This window comes from Mesorhizobium sp. M0938, assembly GCF_040319125.1.
In the GTDB taxonomy this organism is placed as follows: domain Bacteria; phylum Pseudomonadota; class Alphaproteobacteria; order Rhizobiales; family Rhizobiaceae; genus Mesorhizobium; species Mesorhizobium robiniae.
This window is the reverse complement of record NZ_JAMYNS010000006.1, coordinates 372,619-391,226: the sequence shown is the minus strand read 5'-3', so window position 1 is coordinate 391,226 and position 18,608 is coordinate 372,619. Positions and strand designations below refer to the sequence as shown.

The 18,608-nt window shown below is 62.3% G+C and carries 21 protein-coding genes; 17 read left to right on the top strand and 4 right to left on the bottom strand.

Annotation, left to right across the window (positions count from 1 at the left end):
- The first annotated feature begins 119 nt into the window (after positions 1-119).
- The 5 genes from NKH73_RS13775 (at position 120) to NKH73_RS13755 (ending at position 4,255) form a co-directional block, all read left to right on the top strand.
- Positions 120-914, top strand: coding sequence for a thymidylate synthase (locus NKH73_RS13775; protein ID WP_352932264.1), 795 nt, complete (start codon positions 120-122; stop codon positions 912-914).
- Between the two features lie 281 nt (positions 915-1,195).
- Entirely contained in the window at positions 1,196-1,993 is a 798-nt protein-coding gene (gene modA, locus NKH73_RS13770; protein WP_502894153.1) for a molybdate ABC transporter substrate-binding protein, read from the top strand.
- Between the two features lie 16 nt (positions 1,994-2,009).
- Entirely contained in the window at positions 2,010-2,714 is a 705-nt protein-coding gene (modB, locus tag NKH73_RS13765; RefSeq protein WP_352932196.1) for a molybdate ABC transporter permease subunit, read from the top strand.
- The gene (modC, locus tag NKH73_RS13760) at positions 2,711-3,823 is read left to right on the top strand and encodes a molybdenum ABC transporter ATP-binding protein (protein WP_352932195.1); all 1,113 of its coding nucleotides are present in this window, start codon (positions 2,711-2,713) and stop codon (positions 3,821-3,823) included. Before modB ends, modC begins: the two co-directional genes overlap by 4 nt.
- Before the next feature lie 90 nt (positions 3,824-3,913).
- Positions 3,914-4,255 (top strand): winged helix-turn-helix domain-containing protein, encoded by a 342-nt coding sequence (locus tag NKH73_RS13755; protein ID WP_352932193.1) that lies wholly within the window; start codon positions 3,914-3,916, stop codon positions 4,253-4,255.
- 30 nt (positions 4,256-4,285) lie between these two features.
- On the opposite strand, the gene cobF is transcribed toward NKH73_RS13755, so the two are convergent.
- Entirely contained in the window at positions 4,286-5,059 is a 774-nt protein-coding gene (gene cobF, locus NKH73_RS13750) for a precorrin-6A synthase (deacetylating) (protein ID WP_352932189.1), read from the bottom strand.
- Positions 5,060-5,188: 129 nt separating this feature from the next.
- Between cobF and NKH73_RS13745 the strand changes: the two genes are divergently transcribed.
- The 6 genes from NKH73_RS13745 to NKH73_RS13720 all read left to right on the top strand — a co-directional run bounded on the left by NKH73_RS13745 (position 5,189) and on the right by NKH73_RS13720 (position 10,763).
- Positions 5,189-6,205 (top strand): DUF4424 domain-containing protein, encoded by a 1,017-nt coding sequence (locus NKH73_RS13745; protein WP_352932187.1) that lies wholly within the window; start codon positions 5,189-5,191, stop codon positions 6,203-6,205.
- Positions 6,205-6,723: a dihydrofolate reductase gene (locus tag NKH73_RS13740; RefSeq protein WP_352932184.1), complete on the top strand. Its 519-nt coding sequence runs from the start codon at positions 6,205-6,207 to the stop codon at positions 6,721-6,723. Before NKH73_RS13745 ends, NKH73_RS13740 begins: the two co-directional genes overlap by 1 nt.
- A gap of 142 nt (positions 6,724-6,865) precedes the next feature.
- The gene (hflK, locus tag NKH73_RS13735; RefSeq protein WP_352932182.1) at positions 6,866-7,969 is read left to right on the top strand and encodes an FtsH protease activity modulator HflK; all 1,104 of its coding nucleotides are present in this window, start codon (positions 6,866-6,868) and stop codon (positions 7,967-7,969) included.
- Complete coding sequence (hflC, locus tag NKH73_RS13730) at positions 7,969-8,904, top strand: protease modulator HflC (RefSeq protein WP_352932180.1); 936 nt, start codon at positions 7,969-7,971, stop codon at positions 8,902-8,904. The genes hflK and hflC overlap by 1 nt, the downstream gene beginning before the upstream one ends.
- Before the next feature lie 6 nt (positions 8,905-8,910).
- Positions 8,911-9,099 carry a DUF2065 domain-containing protein gene (locus NKH73_RS13725; RefSeq protein ID WP_352932178.1) on the top strand — a complete coding sequence of 63 codons (189 nt, stop codon included), beginning with the start codon at positions 8,911-8,913 and terminating at the stop codon, positions 9,097-9,099.
- Positions 9,100-9,248: 149 nt separating this feature from the next.
- Positions 9,249-10,763, top strand: a complete 1,515-nt coding sequence (locus NKH73_RS13720) for a DegQ family serine endoprotease (RefSeq protein WP_352932176.1) — start codon at positions 9,249-9,251, stop codon at positions 10,761-10,763.
- A 46-nt stretch (positions 10,764-10,809) separates the two neighbouring features.
- Here the strand turns inward: NKH73_RS13720 and NKH73_RS13715 are convergent, their stop codons facing one another.
- Both NKH73_RS13715 and serB read right to left on the bottom strand, forming a co-directional pair.
- A complete protein-coding gene (locus tag NKH73_RS13715; RefSeq protein ID WP_352932174.1) occupies positions 10,810-11,382 on the bottom strand; it encodes a GNAT family N-acetyltransferase in 573 nt (190 codons plus the stop codon).
- Complete coding sequence (gene serB / locus NKH73_RS13710) at positions 11,379-12,281, bottom strand: phosphoserine phosphatase SerB (protein ID WP_352932172.1); 903 nt, start codon at positions 12,279-12,281, stop codon at positions 11,379-11,381. The genes NKH73_RS13715 and serB overlap by 4 nt, the downstream gene beginning before the upstream one ends.
- Here serB and miaA point away from each other — a divergent pair.
- Both miaA and NKH73_RS13700 read left to right on the top strand, forming a co-directional pair.
- The gene (miaA, locus tag NKH73_RS13705; protein WP_352932261.1) at positions 12,271-13,239 is read left to right on the top strand and encodes a tRNA (adenosine(37)-N6)-dimethylallyltransferase MiaA; all 969 of its coding nucleotides are present in this window, start codon (positions 12,271-12,273) and stop codon (positions 13,237-13,239) included. The genes serB and miaA overlap by 11 nt on opposite strands.
- A gap of 104 nt (positions 13,240-13,343) precedes the next feature.
- Positions 13,344-14,135 (top strand): GGDEF domain-containing protein, encoded by a 792-nt coding sequence (locus NKH73_RS13700; RefSeq protein ID WP_352932170.1) that lies wholly within the window; start codon positions 13,344-13,346, stop codon positions 14,133-14,135.
- A gap of 202 nt (positions 14,136-14,337) precedes the next feature.
- Here the strand turns inward: NKH73_RS13700 and NKH73_RS13695 are convergent, their stop codons facing one another.
- Positions 14,338-16,176 carry an ATP-binding protein gene (locus NKH73_RS13695; protein ID WP_352932168.1) on the bottom strand — a complete coding sequence of 613 codons (1,839 nt, stop codon included), beginning with the start codon at positions 16,174-16,176 and terminating at the stop codon, positions 14,338-14,340.
- A 154-nt stretch (positions 16,177-16,330) separates the two neighbouring features.
- Here NKH73_RS13695 and NKH73_RS13690 point away from each other — a divergent pair, with 154 nt between their 5' ends.
- From NKH73_RS13690 to NKH73_RS13675, 4 genes are all read left to right on the top strand, one after another.
- A complete protein-coding gene (locus tag NKH73_RS13690) occupies positions 16,331-16,897 on the top strand; it encodes a helix-turn-helix domain-containing protein (RefSeq protein ID WP_352932166.1) in 567 nt (188 codons plus the stop codon).
- A gap of 4 nt (positions 16,898-16,901) precedes the next feature.
- Positions 16,902-17,210, top strand: coding sequence for a hypothetical protein (locus NKH73_RS13685; RefSeq protein WP_352932165.1), 309 nt, complete (start codon positions 16,902-16,904; stop codon positions 17,208-17,210).
- A gap of 49 nt (positions 17,211-17,259) precedes the next feature.
- The gene (locus NKH73_RS13680) at positions 17,260-17,787 is read left to right on the top strand and encodes a GNAT family N-acetyltransferase (RefSeq protein WP_352932163.1); all 528 of its coding nucleotides are present in this window, start codon (positions 17,260-17,262) and stop codon (positions 17,785-17,787) included.
- A gap of 267 nt (positions 17,788-18,054) precedes the next feature.
- Positions 18,055-18,579 (top strand): DUF1269 domain-containing protein, encoded by a 525-nt coding sequence (locus NKH73_RS13675; RefSeq protein ID WP_352932161.1) that lies wholly within the window; start codon positions 18,055-18,057, stop codon positions 18,577-18,579.
- Positions 18,580-18,608: the final 29 nt, after the last annotated feature.

The window sequence follows — 18,608 nt, the reverse complement described above, 5'->3', positions numbered from 1 at the left end:
CGCGATTTTCGCGCCAGCCCGTAGCCGCAGGTATCTTGTCCGAACATTCTGCGCTTTGATATGTTCGGCCGGCAGCTAGTCGGTTATGGTGGTTGGTAACCCGAATCGAGCCGAAGCCGATGCGCCAATATCTCGACCTCCTGAAGCACGTGCTTGAAAACGGCGCCGATCGCGGCGACCGCACCGGTACCGGAACGCGCTCGGTGTTCGGCTACCAGATGCGCTTCGACCTTGCGCGCGGCTTTCCGGTCACCACCACCAAGAAGCTTCACCTGAAGTCGATCGTGCATGAACTTCTGTGGTTTCTGGCCGGCGACACCAACATCAAATATCTTAACGATCACGGCGTCTCGATCTGGGACGAATGGGCCGACGAGAATGGCGACCTCGGTCCGGTCTATGGCAAGCAATGGCGCTCCTGGCCGGACGGCCATGGCGGCGCCATCGACCAGATTGCCAATCTCTTGAAGGAGATACGCAAGAATCCTAATTCCCGACGGCTGATCGTTTCAGCGTGGAACCCGGCCGAAGTGGAAGCCATGGCGCTGCCGCCCTGTCATTGCCTGTTCCAGTTCTATGTCTCGGAAGGCAGGCTTTCCTGCCAGCTCTACCAGCGTTCCGGCGATATCTTTCTCGGCGTGCCGTTCAACATCGCTTCCTATGCGCTGCTCACTCTGATGGTGGCGCAGGTGACGGGGCTGAAGCCCGGCGATTTCGTCCATACGCTAGGCGACGCCCATCTTTACGCCAACCATTTCGAGCAAGCGCGCGAACAGTTGCGGCGCACGCCCAAGGCGCTGCCGACGCTGTGGATCAATCCGGAGGTGAAGGACCTCTTCGCCTTCCAGTTCGAAGATTTCCGGCTGGAAAACTACCTCGCCGATGCGACAATCAAGGCGCCGATCGCGGTGTGAGCCGCAAACATCGAGCTTTAATCGACCCTGTCTTGAAATTACTCGGTTGCTGTCCGCCCGTCGATGTCCACAACATCCGATTGTTTTGACCCACGGTATCGGCCTGTAGCGTCGCGCTGTATCCACCTCAATTGATCGCGAGCGGTGGCAACAACACGCAATGCCATTGGCCGGGCCATTATCCGGGCCAAGTCTGGCAGAAAGCCTTCCCTTGTTATATTCATGTGGATATATCGATTTGCAGACTCGCTGATCGAATTTTCAAAACCGGGGAGAGTTTCATGCTGGTGCGCAAGGGTTTCGGATTGAAGGCGGCCGCCATTGGCGGTTTCACGATGATGTTGATCGCCGCTATGCCGGCTGCCCACGCGGATGACAGACTAATCGTCTTCGCCGCGGCAAGCATGAAGAACGCCCTGGACGCCGTGAACACCGCCTGCCTGGCCGATGTCGGCGAGACGGCAACCATTTCTTATGCGGCAAGCTCCGCATTGGCCAAGCAGATCGAGGGCGGCGCGCCAGCCGATGTCTTCATCTTAGCCGACCTCGACTGGATGAAATATCTGTCCGACAAGAAGCTGACCAAGCCGGGTACGGAAGTGAAGTTGCTCGGCAACGAGATCGTGCTGGTGGCGCCGAAGGATTCGATGGTCGAAACTAAGATCGAAAACGGTTTTGATCTTGCTGGGCTTATCGGCGACGGCAGGCTTGCCATGGGCGATTTCAAGGCGGTGCCGGCCGGCAAATACGGCAAGGCGGCACTTGAATCGCTCGGCGTCTGGTCCTCGGTGGAAGGCAAGGTGGCGCAGGCCGAGAATGTGCGCGCCGCGCTCAAGCTGGTTTCGACAGGCGAAGCAGCACTCGGCATCGTCTACGCCACCGACGCCCATGCCGAGCCCGGCGTCAAAGTGATCGGCACCTTCCCGGAGGATTCGCACCCACCGATCGTCTACCCGGTTGCCCAGACGACGGATTCGAAGGACAAGGATGCGCCGGCATTCCTGAAGTGCCTGCAGTCCGCCAAGGCTGGCGTGCTCTTCAAGGCGCAGGGTTTTACGGTTCTTACGCCGAGCAACTGAGGCACGACGCCGAGAGATGAATTGGTTGCTGGACCTCACTCCCGACGAATGGAATGCGGTCCGGCTGTCTATCAAGGTGGCGACGGTGGCGATGATCGCCAGCCTGCCGCCCGGCATATTGATCGCGCTTGTGCTTGCCCGTGGACAATTCTGGGGCAAGACGCTGCTTAACGGGCTGGTGCATCTGCCGCTGATCCTGCCGCCGGTGGTTACCGGCTATCTGCTGTTGCTGTCTTTCGGCCGGCGCGGCCCGGCCGGCGCCTTCTTCGCCGAGCATTTCGGCATTGTTTTCTCTTTTCGCTGGACGGGTGCCGCACTCGCCTGCGCCATCATGGGCTTTCCCTTAATGGTGCGGGCGATCCGGCTGTCGATCGAGGCGGTCGACCGCAAAATTGAGGCGGCGGCCGGAACACTCGGCGCCAATCCGCTGTGGGTGTTTGGGACCATCACGCTGCCGCTGATCCTGCCCGGGCTGATCGCCGGTGCGATCTTGTCGTTCGCCAAGGCGATGGGCGAATTCGGTGCGACGATCACCTTCGTTTCCAACATTCCCAACGAAACGCAGACGCTGCCGTCGGCGATCTATACGTTCACCCAGGTGCCGGGCGGTGATGCCGGTGCGCTCAGGCTGACGCTTATCTCGATCGTCATCTCGATGGCAGCTCTTGTCGCATCGGAGGTGTTGGCGCGGCGCGTCGGCAAGCGGATGGACGTCGAATGACTGTAATGGTCGACATCAGCCATCGGCTTGGTGATTTCGGGGTCGATGCCCGCTTTGAGAGCTCCGGGCGGTTGACCGCGCTGTTCGGGCCTTCGGGCTCCGGCAAGACGTCGCTGATCAATATGATTGCAGGTCTGATCCGGCCCGACAAAGGGCGGATCGAGGCTGATGGCCGTGTGCTGGTCGATACGGATGCGGGCCTGTTCGTGCCGAAGCACAAGCGCCGCATCGGCATGGTGTTCCAGGACGCGCGGCTGTTTCCGCATATGAACGTGGCCAGCAATCTGCGCTACGGCCGCTGGTTCACGCCGACGGCAGAACGCTATGCGGATATAGATTCGGTCGTCGACCTGCTCGGCATCGGTCCTTTGCTTGACCGGCGGCCGGCAAAGCTCTCCGGCGGCGAGAAACAGCGCGTGGCTATCGGCCGGGCGCTGCTCGCCAGCCCGAAAATGTTGCTGATGGACGAGCCGCTGGCTTCGCTCGACGAGGCCCGCAAGGCGGAGATCCTGCCCTATATCGAGCGGCTACGCGACGAGACGAAAATCCCGATCGTGTATGTCAGCCATTCGATCTCGGAGGTGGCGCGGCTGGCAAGCGAAGTGGTGGTGCTGGCGCAAGGTAAAGTCGCTGCTTGCGGCCCGACCGGCGCGATCATGCAGCGGCTCGACCTGTTGCCGGCGGAAGAGCGCGGCGAGGGCGGCGCGGTGCTGGACACCGCGGTGCTGCGCCACGACGAAGTCTTTGGCATGACCGTGCTTGGCTCGGCGGCGGGCGAGATCCGCGTGCCGCGTCTGGCAACTCCGGTTGGCGCGCCGGTACGCATCCGCATCCGTGCCCGTGACGTGATGATCGCCACCGAACAGCCCACTGGCCTCAGCGCGCTCAACATCTTGCCGGGCACGATCGTGGCGATAGAGCCGGGCGGGGGACCTACGGTCGAGATCGGCATCGACTGCAATGGCGCAACCGTGCTTGCCCGAATCACCGAGCAATCGCGACAGACGCTGAAACTTCGGCTCGGCCGAAAGGTCTACGCGGTGGTCAAGACGGTAAGCTTCGACCGGGCGAACACGAGCGCCGGCCTGCCTGTCGAGGCGGAGGGATGACCGGCTGATGACCGTCGCTATATCGATTTGGAATAGCGGTATTGCTGGAGAGGTTCTAGTATGGCTGCGGCGTGACTGCGGAGGAGTGGAATGCCGTCGCTGAGCTTGCGGATAAACCTCGATCCAGACGGACGCATCGGGCCGGGCAAAATCGAGCTTCTGGAGCAGATAGCCGCCTTCGGCTCGATCTCGGCAGCGGCGCGCGGTATGGAAATGTCCTACAAGCACGCCTGGGATCTGGTCGAGGACATGAACCGCGTGTTCGGCAAGCCGCTGGTCGCGGCGCAGACCGGCGGGAAAAAGGGCGGCGGCGCCCAGTTAACCTCGGTGGGGCTTGCGGTGGTCAGCCGCTTTCGCGCCATCGAACGGGCTGCCGCTTCGGCGGCGGAAACGCATATGGAGGCATTACAGGCGGAAATCGACGCGGGGTGAGGTTGGTGGAATTTGTACCGGCCGGGCCTTCTACTCTTCCGGCTCGCCGAGCTTGCGCAGCAGATACGTATCCATGATCCAGCCCTTTTTCCGGCGGGCTTCCTCGCGGGTCTTTGCGATTTCGTCGCCGACGTCGCCGAGGCGGCCGGAAATGAGGATCTCGTCGGGTGTGCCGAGATAGGCTCCCCAGTGGATGACGAGGTCCTTGTCGTCCAGCGTGTTGAAGGCGCATTTGCCGTCCAGCATGACGACGGTGCTGCCGGCATTTTCGGGCAAACCTTCCTCGGTGAGCCGGCGGCCGGTGGTGAGCAAGACGGAGTCGCCGATGCGGTTCAGCGCCATTTTGTGGCTGGCGGCGAGCGCCTGGACGGCGGTGATGCCGGGAATGACGTCCAAAGCGAATTCGACATTGCCCCTGAGGCGCACGCGCTCAAGGATGCGCAGCGCGCTGTCATAGAGCGAGGGATCGCCCCAGATCAGGAAGGCGCCGCAGCCATTTTGCGAAAGCTCGTCGCGGATCAGGCCCTCATAGATCGCGGCGATCGCCTCGTGCCAGTCATCGACGGTCGAGCGATAGGAGGGCGCCGGCTCGGCCCGCGCAGGCACGTCGAATTCGACGCGACGCGAGTTTGGATTGGTGACGAATCGGTCGCAGATCTGGCGGCGCAGGTCGGCGAGATCGTTCTTCTTCGCGCCCTTGTCGGGAATGAACAGCACCTCGGCGCGGTTCAAGCCGTCGATGGCCTGCACGGTCATATGGTCGGGATTGCCGGCGCCGATGCCGATGACGAGAAGCTTGCGCATGGGCGAACTCCTGCCCGATCCGAACGTCGGTGTCCAGATAAGTCATGGCTGTGCGCAAGCGCGGAAGGGCTTTGAAGCGCGACATCGAAACGGCTAGAGTCATGCCGGTATCTCGCCAAGGGAGCTTTCATGTTCCGTTATGTCCTGACCGCAGCGCTGGCGCTCCCGGCCACGCCCGCATTCGCCAATGATTCGATCGCCGAATTGGGAACGGGCGGCCTGATCCTGTCGCGCAGCGACGCCGTCGCCATGGAGAGCGAATATCTCTACATCTCGCCGGAAAAGGTGACGGTCGACTATGTCTTCCGCAACAACACCGACAAGGACGTCGAGGCGATCGTCGCCTTTCCGATGCCCGACATCGAAGGCGACCCCAACGAGATGCCGGCGATCCCCGACGGCCAGAGCGACAATTTCCTCGGCTTCGAGGTGACGATCGACAGTGTGGCGGCAAAACCGCAGCTCGAGCAGAAGGCGTTTGCGCTCGGCATCGACATCGGCGCCGATTTGAGGGCGCAAAACGTGCCGTTTTACCCGTTCGGCGACGCGGCCAAGGCGGCATTGGCAAAGCTGCCGCAAGCGGTTGCCGACGACTGGGTCGATCGCGGCCTCATCATCGAGGACACCGCCGACGACGGTTCCGGCATGAAGACCGTTTATGTGCCGTTCTGGCAATTGCGCTCGACCTATTGGTGGCGCTCGACCTTTCCAGCCAACAAGGCAGTCCGCGTCGCCCACCGCTACAAGCCGAGCGTCGGCGGCACGTCCTCGGTCAGCTTCTTCTATGACGGCCAGTTCCAGGGCCAATATGCCGCCTACAAGACCCGCTACTGCATGGACCAGACGTTCGAGAATGCGACCCGCAAGGCAGCGAAGGGCAATCCCGATGGCACTCCGAAATATTTCGAAAACCGCATCGCCTATATCCTGACCACTGGCGGCAACTGGGCGACGGGCACGATCGGCAAATTCAAGCTGACCGTCGACAAGGGCGATCCGAAGAACCTGGTCTCGTTCTGTGGCGAAAACGTCAGGAAAGTCGGGCCGACGCGTTTCGAGATGACGGCAGAAAATTTCTATCCCGAGCGCGACATCGACATTTTGCTGCTGGTGCCTACCGGCGGCGATGGCGGGAGCGGCGGCTGATGGATGTCGCGATCTATGTCGCCATCGCCGAAAACGGCGTGATCGGGCGCGATGGCGGGTTGCCGTGGCGGCTTTCCAGCGATCTCAAGCGGTTCAAGGCCGACACGATGGGCAAACCTATCGTCATGGGTCGCAAGACCTACGAAGGCATCGGCCGGCCTTTGCCCGGAAGGCTCAACATCGTGGTGACCCGCGACGAGGCCTGGCGCGCCGAGGGTGTCGAAGTCGTGCATTCGCTCGACGACGCGATCAGTCTGGCGAAGGTGCGCGGACGCTGCATGGCCGGCGCCGACGAAATCTGCGTTATCGGCGGCGGCGAGATTTATGCCCAGGCGCTGCCGCTGGCCGACCGCTTGCATGTCACCCATATCCTTGCCGAGGTCGACGGCGACGCGCATTTCCCGCCGATCGACCCGGATTCGTGGCGCATCGTCCGCTCGCAGGACGTTCCTGCCGGTGAAAAGGACAGCCATGCGACACGCTATTCGGTTTACGAGCGACGCGGCGACGTGCATTGAGGGACGATATAAGGGTCGCGACGGTCCAAAAGGACGGCGACGACGACCGATCGCGTTGAAAGCGTGCCCTCGCATCCCTATAGAAGAACAACACTGGATTTTGCGTCGTCAGGCCGGCGCGTGAGGGAGCGAAAGGACATTCATGCCCTGGAATGACAAAAGCGGCGGAGGCGGCGGCCCGTGGGGCGGCGGCAACAATCCAGGACCCTGGGGGCAGGGACCGAAGGGGCCCAGCGGTCCGCAGGGCTCGCCTCCCGATCTCGAAGACATCATCCGGCGCGGCCAGGACAGGTTGCGGCGTGCTTTGCCGGGAGGCGGTGGCGCCAGCCCAGCCGTGTTCGGGCTGATCGCGGCAGCGCTCGTCGTGCTGTGGGCGTTCAAAGCCGTCTATACCGTGCAGCCGGACGAGGTTGCGGTCGAACTCAGATTCGGCGTGCCAAAGGCGGAGCTCTCGCAGCCCGGTCTGCATTTCCATTGGTGGCCCATCGAAACGGTCGAGACAGCCGTCATCGCCGAACAACTCGTCGATATCGGCGGCGGCACGACCTCCGGCAACGGTTCAGGCCTGATGCTTTCTGGTGACCAGAACATCGTCAATGTCCAGTTCTCTGTCGCCTATCAGGTCTCCGATCCGAGAGCCTATCTGTTCGATGTGTCCGATCCCGACGGCATGCTGCGGCAGGTCGCCGAAAGCGCCATGCGCGAAGCCGTCGGCCGTCGGCCTGCGCAGGACATCTTCCGCGATGATCGCGAGGGCATTGCGGCTTCCGTGCGCGAAATCATCCAGACGACGCTGGACGGCTATAAGGCCGGCCTGAACGTCAATGCGATTTCGATCGAGGATGCCGCGCCGCCGCGCGAAGTGGCCGACGCCTTCGACGAAGTGCAGCGCGCCGAACAGGACGAGGACAAGTTCGTCGAGCAGGCCAACCAGTATTCCAACCAGAAACTCGGTCAGGCGCGCGGCGAGGCCGCACAGATCCGCGAGGACGCGGCCGGCTATAAGAACCGGGTCGTGCAGGAGGCCGAAGGCGAGGCGCAGCGCTTCATCTCGGTCTATGACGAATACGCAAAGGCGCCTGACGTGACGCGCCAGCGGCTTTATCTGGAAACGATGGAGAGGGTTCTGAAGGATTCCAACAAGGTCATCGTCGAGCAAGGCAACGGACAGGGGATCGTTCCCTATTTACCGCTGCCGGCATTGCAGCAAAAGGCGCCGGCGCCGGTCCTCGGAGGAAACCAGTGATGGCCAACCGTCTTCCCATCATTGCCGTCATCGCCGCGGTTCTCCTGTTCCTGCTCTATTCGTCGGTTTTCGTTGTCAATGCTCGCCAGCAGGCGCTGGTGCTTAGGTTTGGCGAGATCGTCGACGTCAAGAGCCAGCCGGGCATCTATTTCAAGGCGCCGTTCGCCTTCTTCGATGCCGATAGCGTGCAGTTGATCGAAAACAGGGTGCTGCGCTTCGACCTCGACAACATCCGCGTCCAGGTTTCGGGCGGCAAGTTCTATGAGGTGGACGCCTTCATCGCCTATCGGATCTCGGATCCGCGCGTGTTCCGCTCCGCGGTGTCCGGTCAGATCGAGCTGGCCGAGGCACGGTTGAGGACGCGTCTCGACGCCGCCTTGCGCCGTGTCTACGGTCTGCGCGACTTCGAGGCAGCGCTCTCGGAAGAGCGAGCCGTGATGATGCGTGAAGTGCGCGATCAGCTGAGGCCCGACGCTACATCGCTCGGCCTGCAGATCGAGGATGTCCGCATTCGCCGTACCGATTTGACGGCGGAAGTCTCGCAACAGACATACGACCGCATGAAGGCTGAGCGTCTGGCCGAAGCCGAGCGGCTGAGGGCGCGCGGCAACGAGGCGGCGCAGCGCATCAGGGCTCGCGCCGACCGCGAAGTGGTGGAGATCGTCGCCGAGGCACGGAGGGAGTCTGAAATCCTGCGTGGTGAAGGCGAAGCTCAACGCAGCGCCACCTTCGCGAACGCCTACCAGCGCGATCCGGCCTTCTTTGATTTTTACCGATCGATGAATGCCTACGGCACGGCGCTGAACAGCACCGGAACGACGATGGTGCTGTCGCCGAATTCGGAATTCTTCCGTTTCTTCCGCAATCCCGCCGGCGGGGATACGCCGCCCGCGGCACCTGCTGCACCGGCAGCGCAGCCAGGCACCGGCCAGTAACGGCCGGTGCAGGATTTTCTGGCAGCAATAGGCCTGGTCCTCGTCGTAGAGGGCCTGGTCTATGGCGGCTTTCCCAACCTTGCCAAGAAACTTGCCAGCGAAGTTCTGACAACGCCGGAGAATGCGCTGCGGATCGCCGGGCTGGTCGCAATCGCCGTTGGCGTCGGCCTCGTCTGGCTGGTGCGCGGCGGATAACGTGATCGGTCTATGATTTCGGGATAACGCAGGATTTATCCTATGCCGATAGCCATAGCCGCAAACGTGCCGTATTTCTTGCCAACATGGCTCGACGCTGCGTTTTCGGCGAGGCGCTTTTCTTTTCAGAGACACCGGGAGACTTCTCGATGACATCCAACAGCTTTTTGCGCGCGGCGAGGCGGACGTTCACTTCGGGTGCAGCAGCACTTCTTATCGGCGCCTTTACCGTGCCGTCGCTGGTGACGCCGACAGTCGCTGCGGACGGCCCGGCCTCCGTTGCCGATCTCGCGCAGGGCCTGCTGGGTGCCGTGGTCAACATATCGACTTCGCAGAGGGTAAAGGGCACTGAGGGGCCTGGTGCTGTGCCGATGCCGCAGCTTCCGGAGGGCTCGCCCTTTCAGGATTTCTTCGACGATTTCTTCAAGAACCGTCCTGGCGAACAGGGCGATCGTTCGCAAAAGGTGCAATCGCTGGGCTCCGGTTTCGTGGTCGATGCCGAGCAGGGCATTGTGGTGACGAATAACCACGTGATCGCCGATGCCGACGATATCGAGGTGAATTTCTCCGACGGCGTGACGCTGAAGGCGACGCTGGTCGGCACCGACACCAAGACCGACGTTGCGGTGCTGAAGGTCGACCCGAAAGGGCACAAACTGACCGCGGTGAAATTCGGCGATTCCAGCAAGATGCGTGTCGGTGACTGGGTGATGGCGATCGGCAATCCGTTCGGCCTCGGCGGCACCGTGACTGTGGGCATCGTGTCGGCCCGCAACCGTGATATCAATTCCGGTCCCTATGACGATTTCATCCAGACCGATGCCGCGATCAACCGCGGCAATTCCGGCGGACCGCTGTTCAACAGCGCCGGCGAGGTGATCGGTATCAACACGGCGATCATCTCGCCGTCCGGCGGCTCGATCGGCATCGGCTTTTCGATTCCCTCGCAGCTGGCGTTGGGCGTCGTCGACCAGCTCCGCCAGTTCGGCGAGACGCGGCGCGGCTGGCTCGGCGTGCGCATTCAACCGGTGACGGAAGATATTGCCGAAAGCCTCGGCATGGCGACCGCCAAGGGCGCGCTGGTCGCTGGCGTCATCAAGGGAGGGCCGGTCGACAACGGCACCATCCTGGCGGGCGACGTCATCATCAAGTTCGACGGCAGGGACGTCAATGAAATGCGCGACCTGCCGCGCGTCGTCGCGGAAAGCTCGGTCGGCAAGGCTGTCGACGTGGTCATCGTGCGCAAAGGTGTCGAGCAGACCGTGAAGGTGACGCTCGGCCGGCTCGAAGATGGCGAAAAGCTTGCCAGCGGCGAGGACGGCAACACCGATCAGGACAATGGCGACAAGGCGCCTGCCGTTGCGACGGCCGCCGTGCTCGGCATGACCATTGGCGAGCTCAATGACGAGACGCGGACGAAATTCGGCATCGCCGCCGAAGTCTCCGGCGTCGTCATCACCGAAGTCAGCAAGGATTCGGCCGCTGCCGAACGCGGCATCCAGGCCGGCGAGGTGATCACCGAGATCGCCCAGGAATCGGTCGCCACACCCAAGGATGTCATGGACCGGATTGCTGCATTGAAGGAGCAGGGTCGCAAGAACGCGCTGCTGATGCTGGCATCGAAGTCCGGCGAATTGCGGTTTGTGACGATCAGGATGGATTGAGTCCGGTAAAGCCTGCAATGCTTTGATTTTAAAACAAAAAGGGCGGCTATCGAGCCGCCCTTTTTCTTGACTGCCAATCCCCGCGCGCGAGCCTGTAGAACACATGCCGCTTCAGCCTGGCATGGCTTTCCGGAATACCGGGATGGTCGAAATCGCTGGCCGGGTCGGCGATCATGCCCAGGCGCTGCATGACGGCGGTGGAACGGCTGTTATCCATAACGGCGAAGGATACGATTTCATCGAGGCCTAGCGTTTCGAAACCATAGGCGAGCCAGGCTTCGGCCGCCTCGGTGACGTAGCCATGGCCCCAGAATTCGGGCGCCAGCCGCCAGCCGATCTCGACTGTGCCGGCCGGCAGGAAGGGCAAATGATCGGTGTCGAGGAGGCCGACGAAGCCGATGCATTGGCGCGTTTCAATTATCTCGGCGGCAGCGAAACCATAGCCATCCTCGGCGATCCAGGCGCGGAACTCGTCCATTTTGGCGTCGGCGGCAGCGCGGTCGCGGCGAAATGGAAAGAATTCCATAACGCGTTCGTCGGAATTGATTCGATGGAAGAGCTCGCGGTCGCGATCCTCCCAATTGCGCAGGATCAGGCGCTCGGTGCGGATCGGCGTCACGCTGCAAACTCCTCCTGCCGGTAGCCCTGCAGATAGAGAAGCGCGGTCAGGTCGCCGTGGTCGATGCGGAATTTTGCCTCCGCCGCCACGACCGGTTTGGCATGAAGCGCCACACCGGTGCCGGCAAGGCGGATCATGTCGAGATCGTTGGCGCCGTCGCCGACGGCAATGGCGTCCGCGGTCGTCAGCCCGAGGCGGGCCGAAATCTCGAGCAGCGCCTCGGCTTTCGCGGCGCGCCCCAGGATCGGCTCGGCCACCAGCCCTGTGAAGCGGCCATTCAGCTCGAGCAGGCTATTGGCGCGGTTCTCCTGAAAGCCGAGCACGGCGGCAATGCGTGAGGTGAAGACGTTGAAGCCGCCCGACACCAGTGCAGTCCATGCACCGTTAGCCCGCATTGTCTGGACAAGCGCGCGGCTACCGGAGGCCAGCGTCAGGCGGTTGGCGATGATGCGGTCGACCACGGCAGCGTCGAGGCCCTTCAGCAGCGCCACTCGCTCACGCAAGGCCGGCTCGAAAGCGATCTCGCCGTTCATCGATCGCGCCGTGATGGCGGCGACGCGATCCTTGATGCCGATCTCGTCGGCAAGCTCGTCGATGCACTCCTGGTCGATGACAGTCGAATCCATATCGGCGATGAGGATTTTCTTTCGCCGTCCCTCGGCCTGCTGAACGATCACATCGACCGGCTCGGCAGCGAGCACGGCGCGCAGGCTGGCGGTCGCTTCAGCGGCTTCGGTCCCATCGGGCAAAGCGAATTCGCAAGCGATGCCATCGGCCAGCCAGCGAACAGTGCTTGCGCCGACCGACCGTGACGCCATATTCGCAAGCGCCGGCGACAATGCGCGGCCGGCGGGATGGGACACAAGCGTGGCGATCAAAGGCGTGGCGATCAGCGGCATCGAAAATTCCGGCGGGCAGGCGGGCGAGGGCCGCGTTAAGAACGCGATCCTGATAGCCGGGCCAACTGCCAGCGGCAAGTCCGCCCTTGCGCTCGATCTCGCCGAGCGCAAGGGCGGCGTCATCGTCAACACCGATTCCATGCAAGGCTACTCCGTGCTCGACGTGCTGACGGCGCGGCCGACCGCTGCCGAGCTCGCCCGCGTCCCGCATTATCTTTATGGGCATGTCCATCCCTCCACCGCATATTCCACCGGCGCCTGGCTGCGCGACGTGACGAAGCTGATCGATGAGGGCACGTTCTTCGAACGGCCGGTGATTTTCGTCGGCGGCACCGGGCTTTATTTCCGGGCGCTTGTGGAAGGCATTTCGGAAATGCCCGACATTCCGCAGCAGGTCCGCGACCGCTGGCGCTACGAGCTCCAGGAGCAGGGCGCAGCCAAGCTGCACCGCGTCTTGATGCGCGAGGATTCCGCGGCCGGGATGATGCTGAAGCCGACCGACGGCCAGCGCATCGTGCGGGCGCTGGAGGTGCTCGACGCATCGGGCCGTTCTATCCTCAAATGGCAGGCGGCGAGAGGCCGATCGCTGATCGACAGGGACAGCGCACGCTTCTTGGTGATCGAACCGGACCGGGCGGCGCTGGTGGAGCGGATCGGGGCGCGGTTCGACCGCATGCTGGAGAAGGGTGCCCTCGATGAGGTCAAGCAACTCACCAGTCTTGGTCTCGATCCCGATTTGCCGGCGATGAAAGCGATCGGCGTTCGCGAGCTCCAGACCGCAATGGCCGGGGAGCTGAGCTTTCCCGAAGCGATCGAGCGCGCAAAGATCGCGACGCGACAATATGCCAAGCGCCAGGCGACCTGGTTCAGGCATCAATTGGGTCCGGAATGGCTGAGACAGCGCCCCGGTGATCGTGTGGAATCCACGATCTCGGATCCGTTTTCCGGTGCAACCTGAAAAGTTGATCTGGAGGGGAGACTTCCCGTCGAAGTTGTCCTAATTAACCCTCCGTAAGGTCGTCCGTGCCATAAGGTCTGTGGGAATTTTCCAACGGGGAGCAGATGCGTTTTCACAAGGCGGAATCAGCCTTTTTCGTCTTCATCTTCGTAATCCTGGCCGCCGGCCTGGTGACGCTTCACGCCTATGGGCTTCTGCAGGCCTTCGCGGCCGAGATCGAGACGCCTTCCGGGATTGAGAAGATCGTCTATCTCAACAAGCTGTTGTTTGTGACCGGCGTTCTATTGGCGACTGCGCTGTTCTTCGGCATTTTCTTTATCTATCCGCTGATCCGCAGGCAGGCTACGGAAGAAGGCAAGTTGCGCGCAATGACGGTTTCGCTCAGCGCCCGTTCGGAAACGCTGGAGCATGCGGCACTGACCGACAGCCTGACCGGCATGCAGAATCGGCGCTATTTCGACGATGCACTGAAGGAATATCTCGAGGAATTCGGCCGCATCGAAAAGCCGGTCGGGCTGATGATCCTTGATCTCGACCATTTCAAGCAGGTTAACGACACCCATGGTCATGATGTCGGCGACGAGGTCTTGCGGGCGGTCGCCAACTGTCTCAAGGACATGACGCGCTATCACGATGTGGTGGCTCGGCTGGGTGGCGAGGAATTCGCGGTGGTCACGCCCAATATGGACGCCGAACTTCTGGCCAAATTCGCCGAGCGCATTCGCAAGGCGATCGCCAACATGTCGATATTGTCAGGCAATGTCCGCCTGAAGATCACGACCAGCGTGGGCCTTGCCGTCTGGGACCGCAAGGAAACCGCCGAAGAGTTCTATCGTCGCGCCGACCGCCAACTCTATGAGGCGAAGAGGCAAGGACGCAATCGCGTCTGCGCCTGAAATCCCGTCATTAAATTCGTGATGCTGGCCGTCTGGCGTCGTTTTCTGCGCTTCCGGTGCTCACGGACTAATGTCCGCTCCGCTCCGGTTCTCGAAAACGGCGCCATCCGACTCAGCCTGACGAATTTTCTGACGGGATTTGCCCTGGCTTCACAGGCTGACAAGTCTGCAACGGAAGCTTGATGGGCTGGAGGGCGCCGGCTCAATCGTTCTGCGGGCGCAGGCCGAAGGTTGCCGGTTTCAGGCCATAGCGCATGTCGAAATCGTCGTCCGGCTGGACGCGTGCGACAGTCGGGGCAGGTGGCTTGCGATAGTTGGGATCGCCGGCCTGCCGGCTGGGTTCCACGACTTCGGCGAAAGCCATCGCCTGCTGCGGTTTCGGCACGTTTCGCAGCCTTTCGACGATCGCCACCAGGTCGACATCGTTCTCGATGTTGGACAGCACGGCTTCCTCGCGTTTGGCCGTGCCGGGGATCAGATCCTCGGACAGCTTTTCGAATTTCAGCCGCATGGTCGTCGCCACCCCTTCGCCGAAGGCGATGGCTTCGCGCTGGCCCATGGAGGACAGGAACGCCAGCGTGGAGGCCGAGGAATCGGCGATCGCCGAGCGGATGATCGCCTGGTCCTGCTCGTTGGCAAGCCGCATGGCAAAAAAGGTCGAGCACTGCGACAGGATGGTGGGATCGAGCTCGCCCGGGCGCTGGGTGACGACGCCGAGATAGCAGCCATATTTGCGGCCTTCCTTGGCGATGCGCGACAGCGCGTGCCGGGTCGGCGCGAAACCAAGGCGCGGATCGGCCGGCATGTAGCGGTGGGCTTCCTCGCACAAGAACAATAGCCGCAGCCGGCCTTCGCTCCACAGCGCAAGGTCGAAGGCCAGGCGCGCCAGCACCGAGCAGACCGAATTGACCACTTCCGACGGCATGCCGGCCATCTCGAAGCAGGTCACCGGGCGGCCGTGATGCGGCACGCGAAAAATGTTGCCGATCGTCTCGTGGATGGTGTCCTCGATCAGGCGCGAACCGAACATGAAGCGGTAGCGCGGATCCGCAGCCGCCGATTCGATGCGCGTCCTCAGCGATCTGAGAGTGGGACGGTCGTTCCGGCTTTCCAGCAACCCCATGCGCTCGTCGATCTGCTTGAGGAGGTCGGCAATGCGGTAGGGCACCGGCGTGTCCGCGGTCATCGCGTCGGCGCCACGCCTGAGCGAGGTGCCCGAGTTGGGGTTGCGGTACAGGCTTTTGGCGGCGGGGATGAGATCGCGCAAGGCATCGACTTCCTCCGGCACGGTCTCACGCCCGCGAAACAGCACTTCGGCGAATTCTTCGAGCTTGAACATCCAGAAGGGCAGATCCAGCGTCGTCGAATCGACCTTGACGCAGTGTTCGGGCAAGGAGGCAGCGAACTCGTTATGCGGATCGAGGATGAGGACGCGCAGGTCGGGCCGGGCGGCGATCGACTTGCGCAAAAGCAGCGAGACGGCGGTGGACTTGCCGACGCCGGTGGTGCCGACAATGGCGAAGTGGCGCGCCAGCGTGTCGTCGATGGCGATGTTGGCGTCGATCGTCTCGTCCTGCGACAGCGTGCCGATGGTGATCGAGTGGCGCCCGGCAAGGTCGTAGACCGCCTGCAGGTCGCGGCTGCGGATGCGATGGGCAATGGCGCCGATATGTGGATAGCAGGTGATGCCGCGGTCGAAAACCGGCTTGGCGCCGGGCCCGACGCCGTCGCGCACCTCGCCGATAAGCTCGATACTGACCTCGATCGGGTTCTGGCCCTCATTGCTCCAGGCGCGATCCGACTTGCCGATCCCGTAGACCAAGCCGACGGTTCGCGTGGTGCCGAGGTTGATGGAGATCATCTTGCCGACGGTCCATTGGCCGGTGACCGTGCCTTCGGCATCCTCGGCATAGGCGCTGATGGTGGCGCGCGCACCGTCGCACTGGACGACATTGCCCAGAATGCGCTTGTCGTTCTGCTCCGCCTTGCGGCGCTCCTGCAATGTCAGCTCTCCGACGGAGGTCTCGCGCTCGACAAGCATGGACAGGCTGTTTCCCATTTCCCCAGGAGATCGACGTTACATCGGTGAGGTTAAGGCGGGGTGAGGTTGAATGGTGTAGCGGGTGTTAAGCCATTCGCGAAAATTGAACCGATCGGCCCCTTGCTCCAAACAAATATTTCGATATACCGGACGAATGACTGATGTTGCGAACGATATCTCCTCAAGCATCGGCAGGAGAATACGCTCCGAAAGAGCATTGAGGGACTGGTCGCTGGCGGAACTCGCGGACCGCTCCGGCGTATCGAAAGCCATGCTCAGCACGATAGAGCGCGGCAAGACGAGCCCGACCGCCACACTTCTGGTGCGCATCGCGGCGGCCTTCGGCATGACGCTTTCCACCCTCATCGCGCGGGCGGAGCTGCAAGGCGGCGGGCTGCTTCGCGAAGGCGGTCAGCCGGTCTGGCGCGATCCCGCCACCGGCTATATCAGGCGGCATCTTTCGCCGGTCTCGGACATGCCGCTCGAACTGATCCGGGTCCAATTGCCGGCGGGGGCCAAGGTAAGCTTTCCGGCGGCGTCCTATGCCTTCATCAGACAACAGATATGGCTGATTTCCGGACGACTGGAATTCACCGAGGGCGATATCGTCCATAGTCTCGAACCGGGGGACTGCTTGGCGCTTGGCGCGCCGTCGGATTGCACATTTCGCGCTCTTGGACCGGATGCCGCCGACTATCTGGTCGCGCTGGCAAGAGGCTGAACGCATGGCACGCCGTCCCAAACGCTCCGACAATGGGGGGCCGCCTCTCGACGAGTATGATGGCCCGCCGTGGGGCAAGGGCGACCCTTACATCTTCCTTGCCTGGCAGGCTGCGTATGCCAAGGCGTGGAAGGCGCCGAGCCGCGACGTGATGCTGATGCGGATGGAAAAGGCCGAGCGGCTGGGCCTGACCTATGAGGAATATACGCTCGAAATTCTGGAACGCGGGCTGCATCTGCAGCCAAAGGACACCGATCGCATTGCCGCGATCAAGGCAGTACGAAAGCGACGCCGAATCAGTGGTCTTGATTGACGGCTGGAACACGCCGATCGCTCCATCGCAGTCAAAGGGCATCGCACGCATGAGCTCCATCGAAATCAAGGCTCTGACCCAGGCTGCAGGAGCCCAAGCAATGCTGGGCGATATGCTGATCGAGACGGTTGCCGCCGGCGGATCGGTCAGTTTCATGCACCCGCTGGCGCCGGAAGCGGCAGGCGCCTTCTGGACCAAATCGCTTATGGCGGCGGCAAGAGGCGAACGAGCGGTGCTGGGCGCCTGGGACGGTGAGGTTCTGGTCGGCACCGTCACCTTGCTGCTCGACTGTCCCCCCAACCAGCCGCACCGGGCCGAGATCGCCAAGCTGATGACCCGCGTCGCTCGTCGCGGCCAAGGGGTGGCGACTCGCCTGATGCAAGCGGCCGAAAGCCTCGCTGTCGAGAAGGGCCGCACGCTGCTGGTGCTGGACACGGCGGCCGAGGACGGCGCTTCCGGCCTCTATGAGAGACTGGGATTCACGCTGGCCGGCGAGATACCGGACTATGCATTGAAGCCGCATGGGGGACTGACCGGTACGCTTATCTACTGGAAGCGCATCGGCCAGACCCGGTGACGCTCGGCTGTCGCAAGGCTCCGTTTGATTTTTCTACAGATAATCGCACGGGTAAGTATCTCGAATAGCATGGCCGGGCAGATAGACAGTTAAGTACTGCTTCGAGTATCTTTCGGCCTTGCGCGGTGCCGCCCTACGGCCGTCCGAAGATGCGCCGTGCGCGCATCGCCGGTTGAGCGACGCGAAGCACAAACAATACCTGTCACTAAGATTTCGTAGGATGCAACAAAACCGCCGAGCATTTGCAAGCCAGCAAGGAGCTATTCCATGTCCGATTTGATCGCCATCGTCTATTCGACCGAAGCCAAGGCGGAAAAGGTGCGCAAGCGGCTGTTCGAATTGCAGAAGGAATACCTGATCGAACTCAGCGATGCGGTGATCGCGGTGAAGCAGGAGAGCGGCGACGTCAAGCTCAATCAACTCTTCAACCCAACCACCGCTGGAGCGGTCTCCGGCAGCTTCTGGGGGCTCCTCGTCGGAATGATCTTCCTAATGCCGGTCGTAGGAGCGGCGGTTGGCGCGGCCTCGGGCGCTCTTGGCGGCGCGCTGAGCGATTTCGGCATCAACGACAAGTTCATGAAGGAACTCGGGTCAAGCCTGCAGCCCGGCAACGCGGCACTGTTCGTGCTGGTCCGCAAGATGACAGCCGACAAGGTGCTCGAGGATCTGAAAGGATCGGGCGGCACCGTGCTGAAAACCTCACTCGACCACACCAAGGAGCAGGCCCTGCGCGACGCGCTGGCAGCCACGCAGAACCAGCCGGTATCCGCACCCGACGCTCCTGCCGCCTGATTACAGAGGAGGGGGGGAATTCGCCGCGC

Excerpts from the sequence above, each read along its gene's own strand:
- NKH73_RS13775 (WP_352932264.1), top strand. The coding sequence starts at position 120 with ATGCGCCAATATCTCGACCTCCTGAAGCACGTGCTTGAAAACGGCGCC.
- modA (WP_502894153.1), top strand. The coding sequence starts at position 1,196 with ATGCTGGTGCGCAAGGGTTTCGGATTGAAGGCGGCCGCCATTGGCGGT.
- modB (WP_352932196.1), top strand. The coding sequence starts at position 2,010 with ATGAATTGGTTGCTGGACCTCACTCCCGACGAATGGAATGCGGTCCGG.
- modC (WP_352932195.1), top strand. The coding sequence starts at position 2,711 with ATGACTGTAATGGTCGACATCAGCCATCGGCTTGGTGATTTCGGGGTC.
- NKH73_RS13755 (WP_352932193.1), top strand. The coding sequence starts at position 3,914 with ATGCCGTCGCTGAGCTTGCGGATAAACCTCGATCCAGACGGACGCATC.
- cobF (WP_352932189.1), bottom strand. The coding sequence starts at position 5,059 with ATGCGCAAGCTTCTCGTCATCGGCATCGGCGCCGGCAATCCCGACCAT.
- NKH73_RS13745 (WP_352932187.1), top strand. The coding sequence starts at position 5,189 with ATGTTCCGTTATGTCCTGACCGCAGCGCTGGCGCTCCCGGCCACGCCC.
- NKH73_RS13740 (WP_352932184.1), top strand. The coding sequence starts at position 6,205 with ATGGATGTCGCGATCTATGTCGCCATCGCCGAAAACGGCGTGATCGGG.
- hflK (WP_352932182.1), top strand. The coding sequence starts at position 6,866 with ATGCCCTGGAATGACAAAAGCGGCGGAGGCGGCGGCCCGTGGGGCGGC.
- hflC (WP_352932180.1), top strand. The coding sequence starts at position 7,969 with ATGGCCAACCGTCTTCCCATCATTGCCGTCATCGCCGCGGTTCTCCTG.
- NKH73_RS13720 (WP_352932176.1), top strand. The coding sequence starts at position 9,249 with ATGACATCCAACAGCTTTTTGCGCGCGGCGAGGCGGACGTTCACTTCG.
- serB (WP_352932172.1), bottom strand. The coding sequence starts at position 12,281 with ATGCCGCTGATCGCCACGCCTTTGATCGCCACGCTTGTGTCCCATCCC.
- NKH73_RS13700 (WP_352932170.1), top strand. The coding sequence starts at position 13,344 with ATGCGTTTTCACAAGGCGGAATCAGCCTTTTTCGTCTTCATCTTCGTA.
- NKH73_RS13695 (WP_352932168.1), bottom strand. The coding sequence starts at position 16,176 with ATGCTTGTCGAGCGCGAGACCTCCGTCGGAGAGCTGACATTGCAGGAG.
- NKH73_RS13690 (WP_352932166.1), top strand. The coding sequence starts at position 16,331 with ATGACTGATGTTGCGAACGATATCTCCTCAAGCATCGGCAGGAGAATA.
- NKH73_RS13685 (WP_352932165.1), top strand. The coding sequence starts at position 16,902 with ATGGCACGCCGTCCCAAACGCTCCGACAATGGGGGGCCGCCTCTCGAC.
- NKH73_RS13680 (WP_352932163.1), top strand. The coding sequence starts at position 17,260 with ATGAGCTCCATCGAAATCAAGGCTCTGACCCAGGCTGCAGGAGCCCAA.
- NKH73_RS13675 (WP_352932161.1), top strand. The coding sequence starts at position 18,055 with ATGTCCGATTTGATCGCCATCGTCTATTCGACCGAAGCCAAGGCGGAA.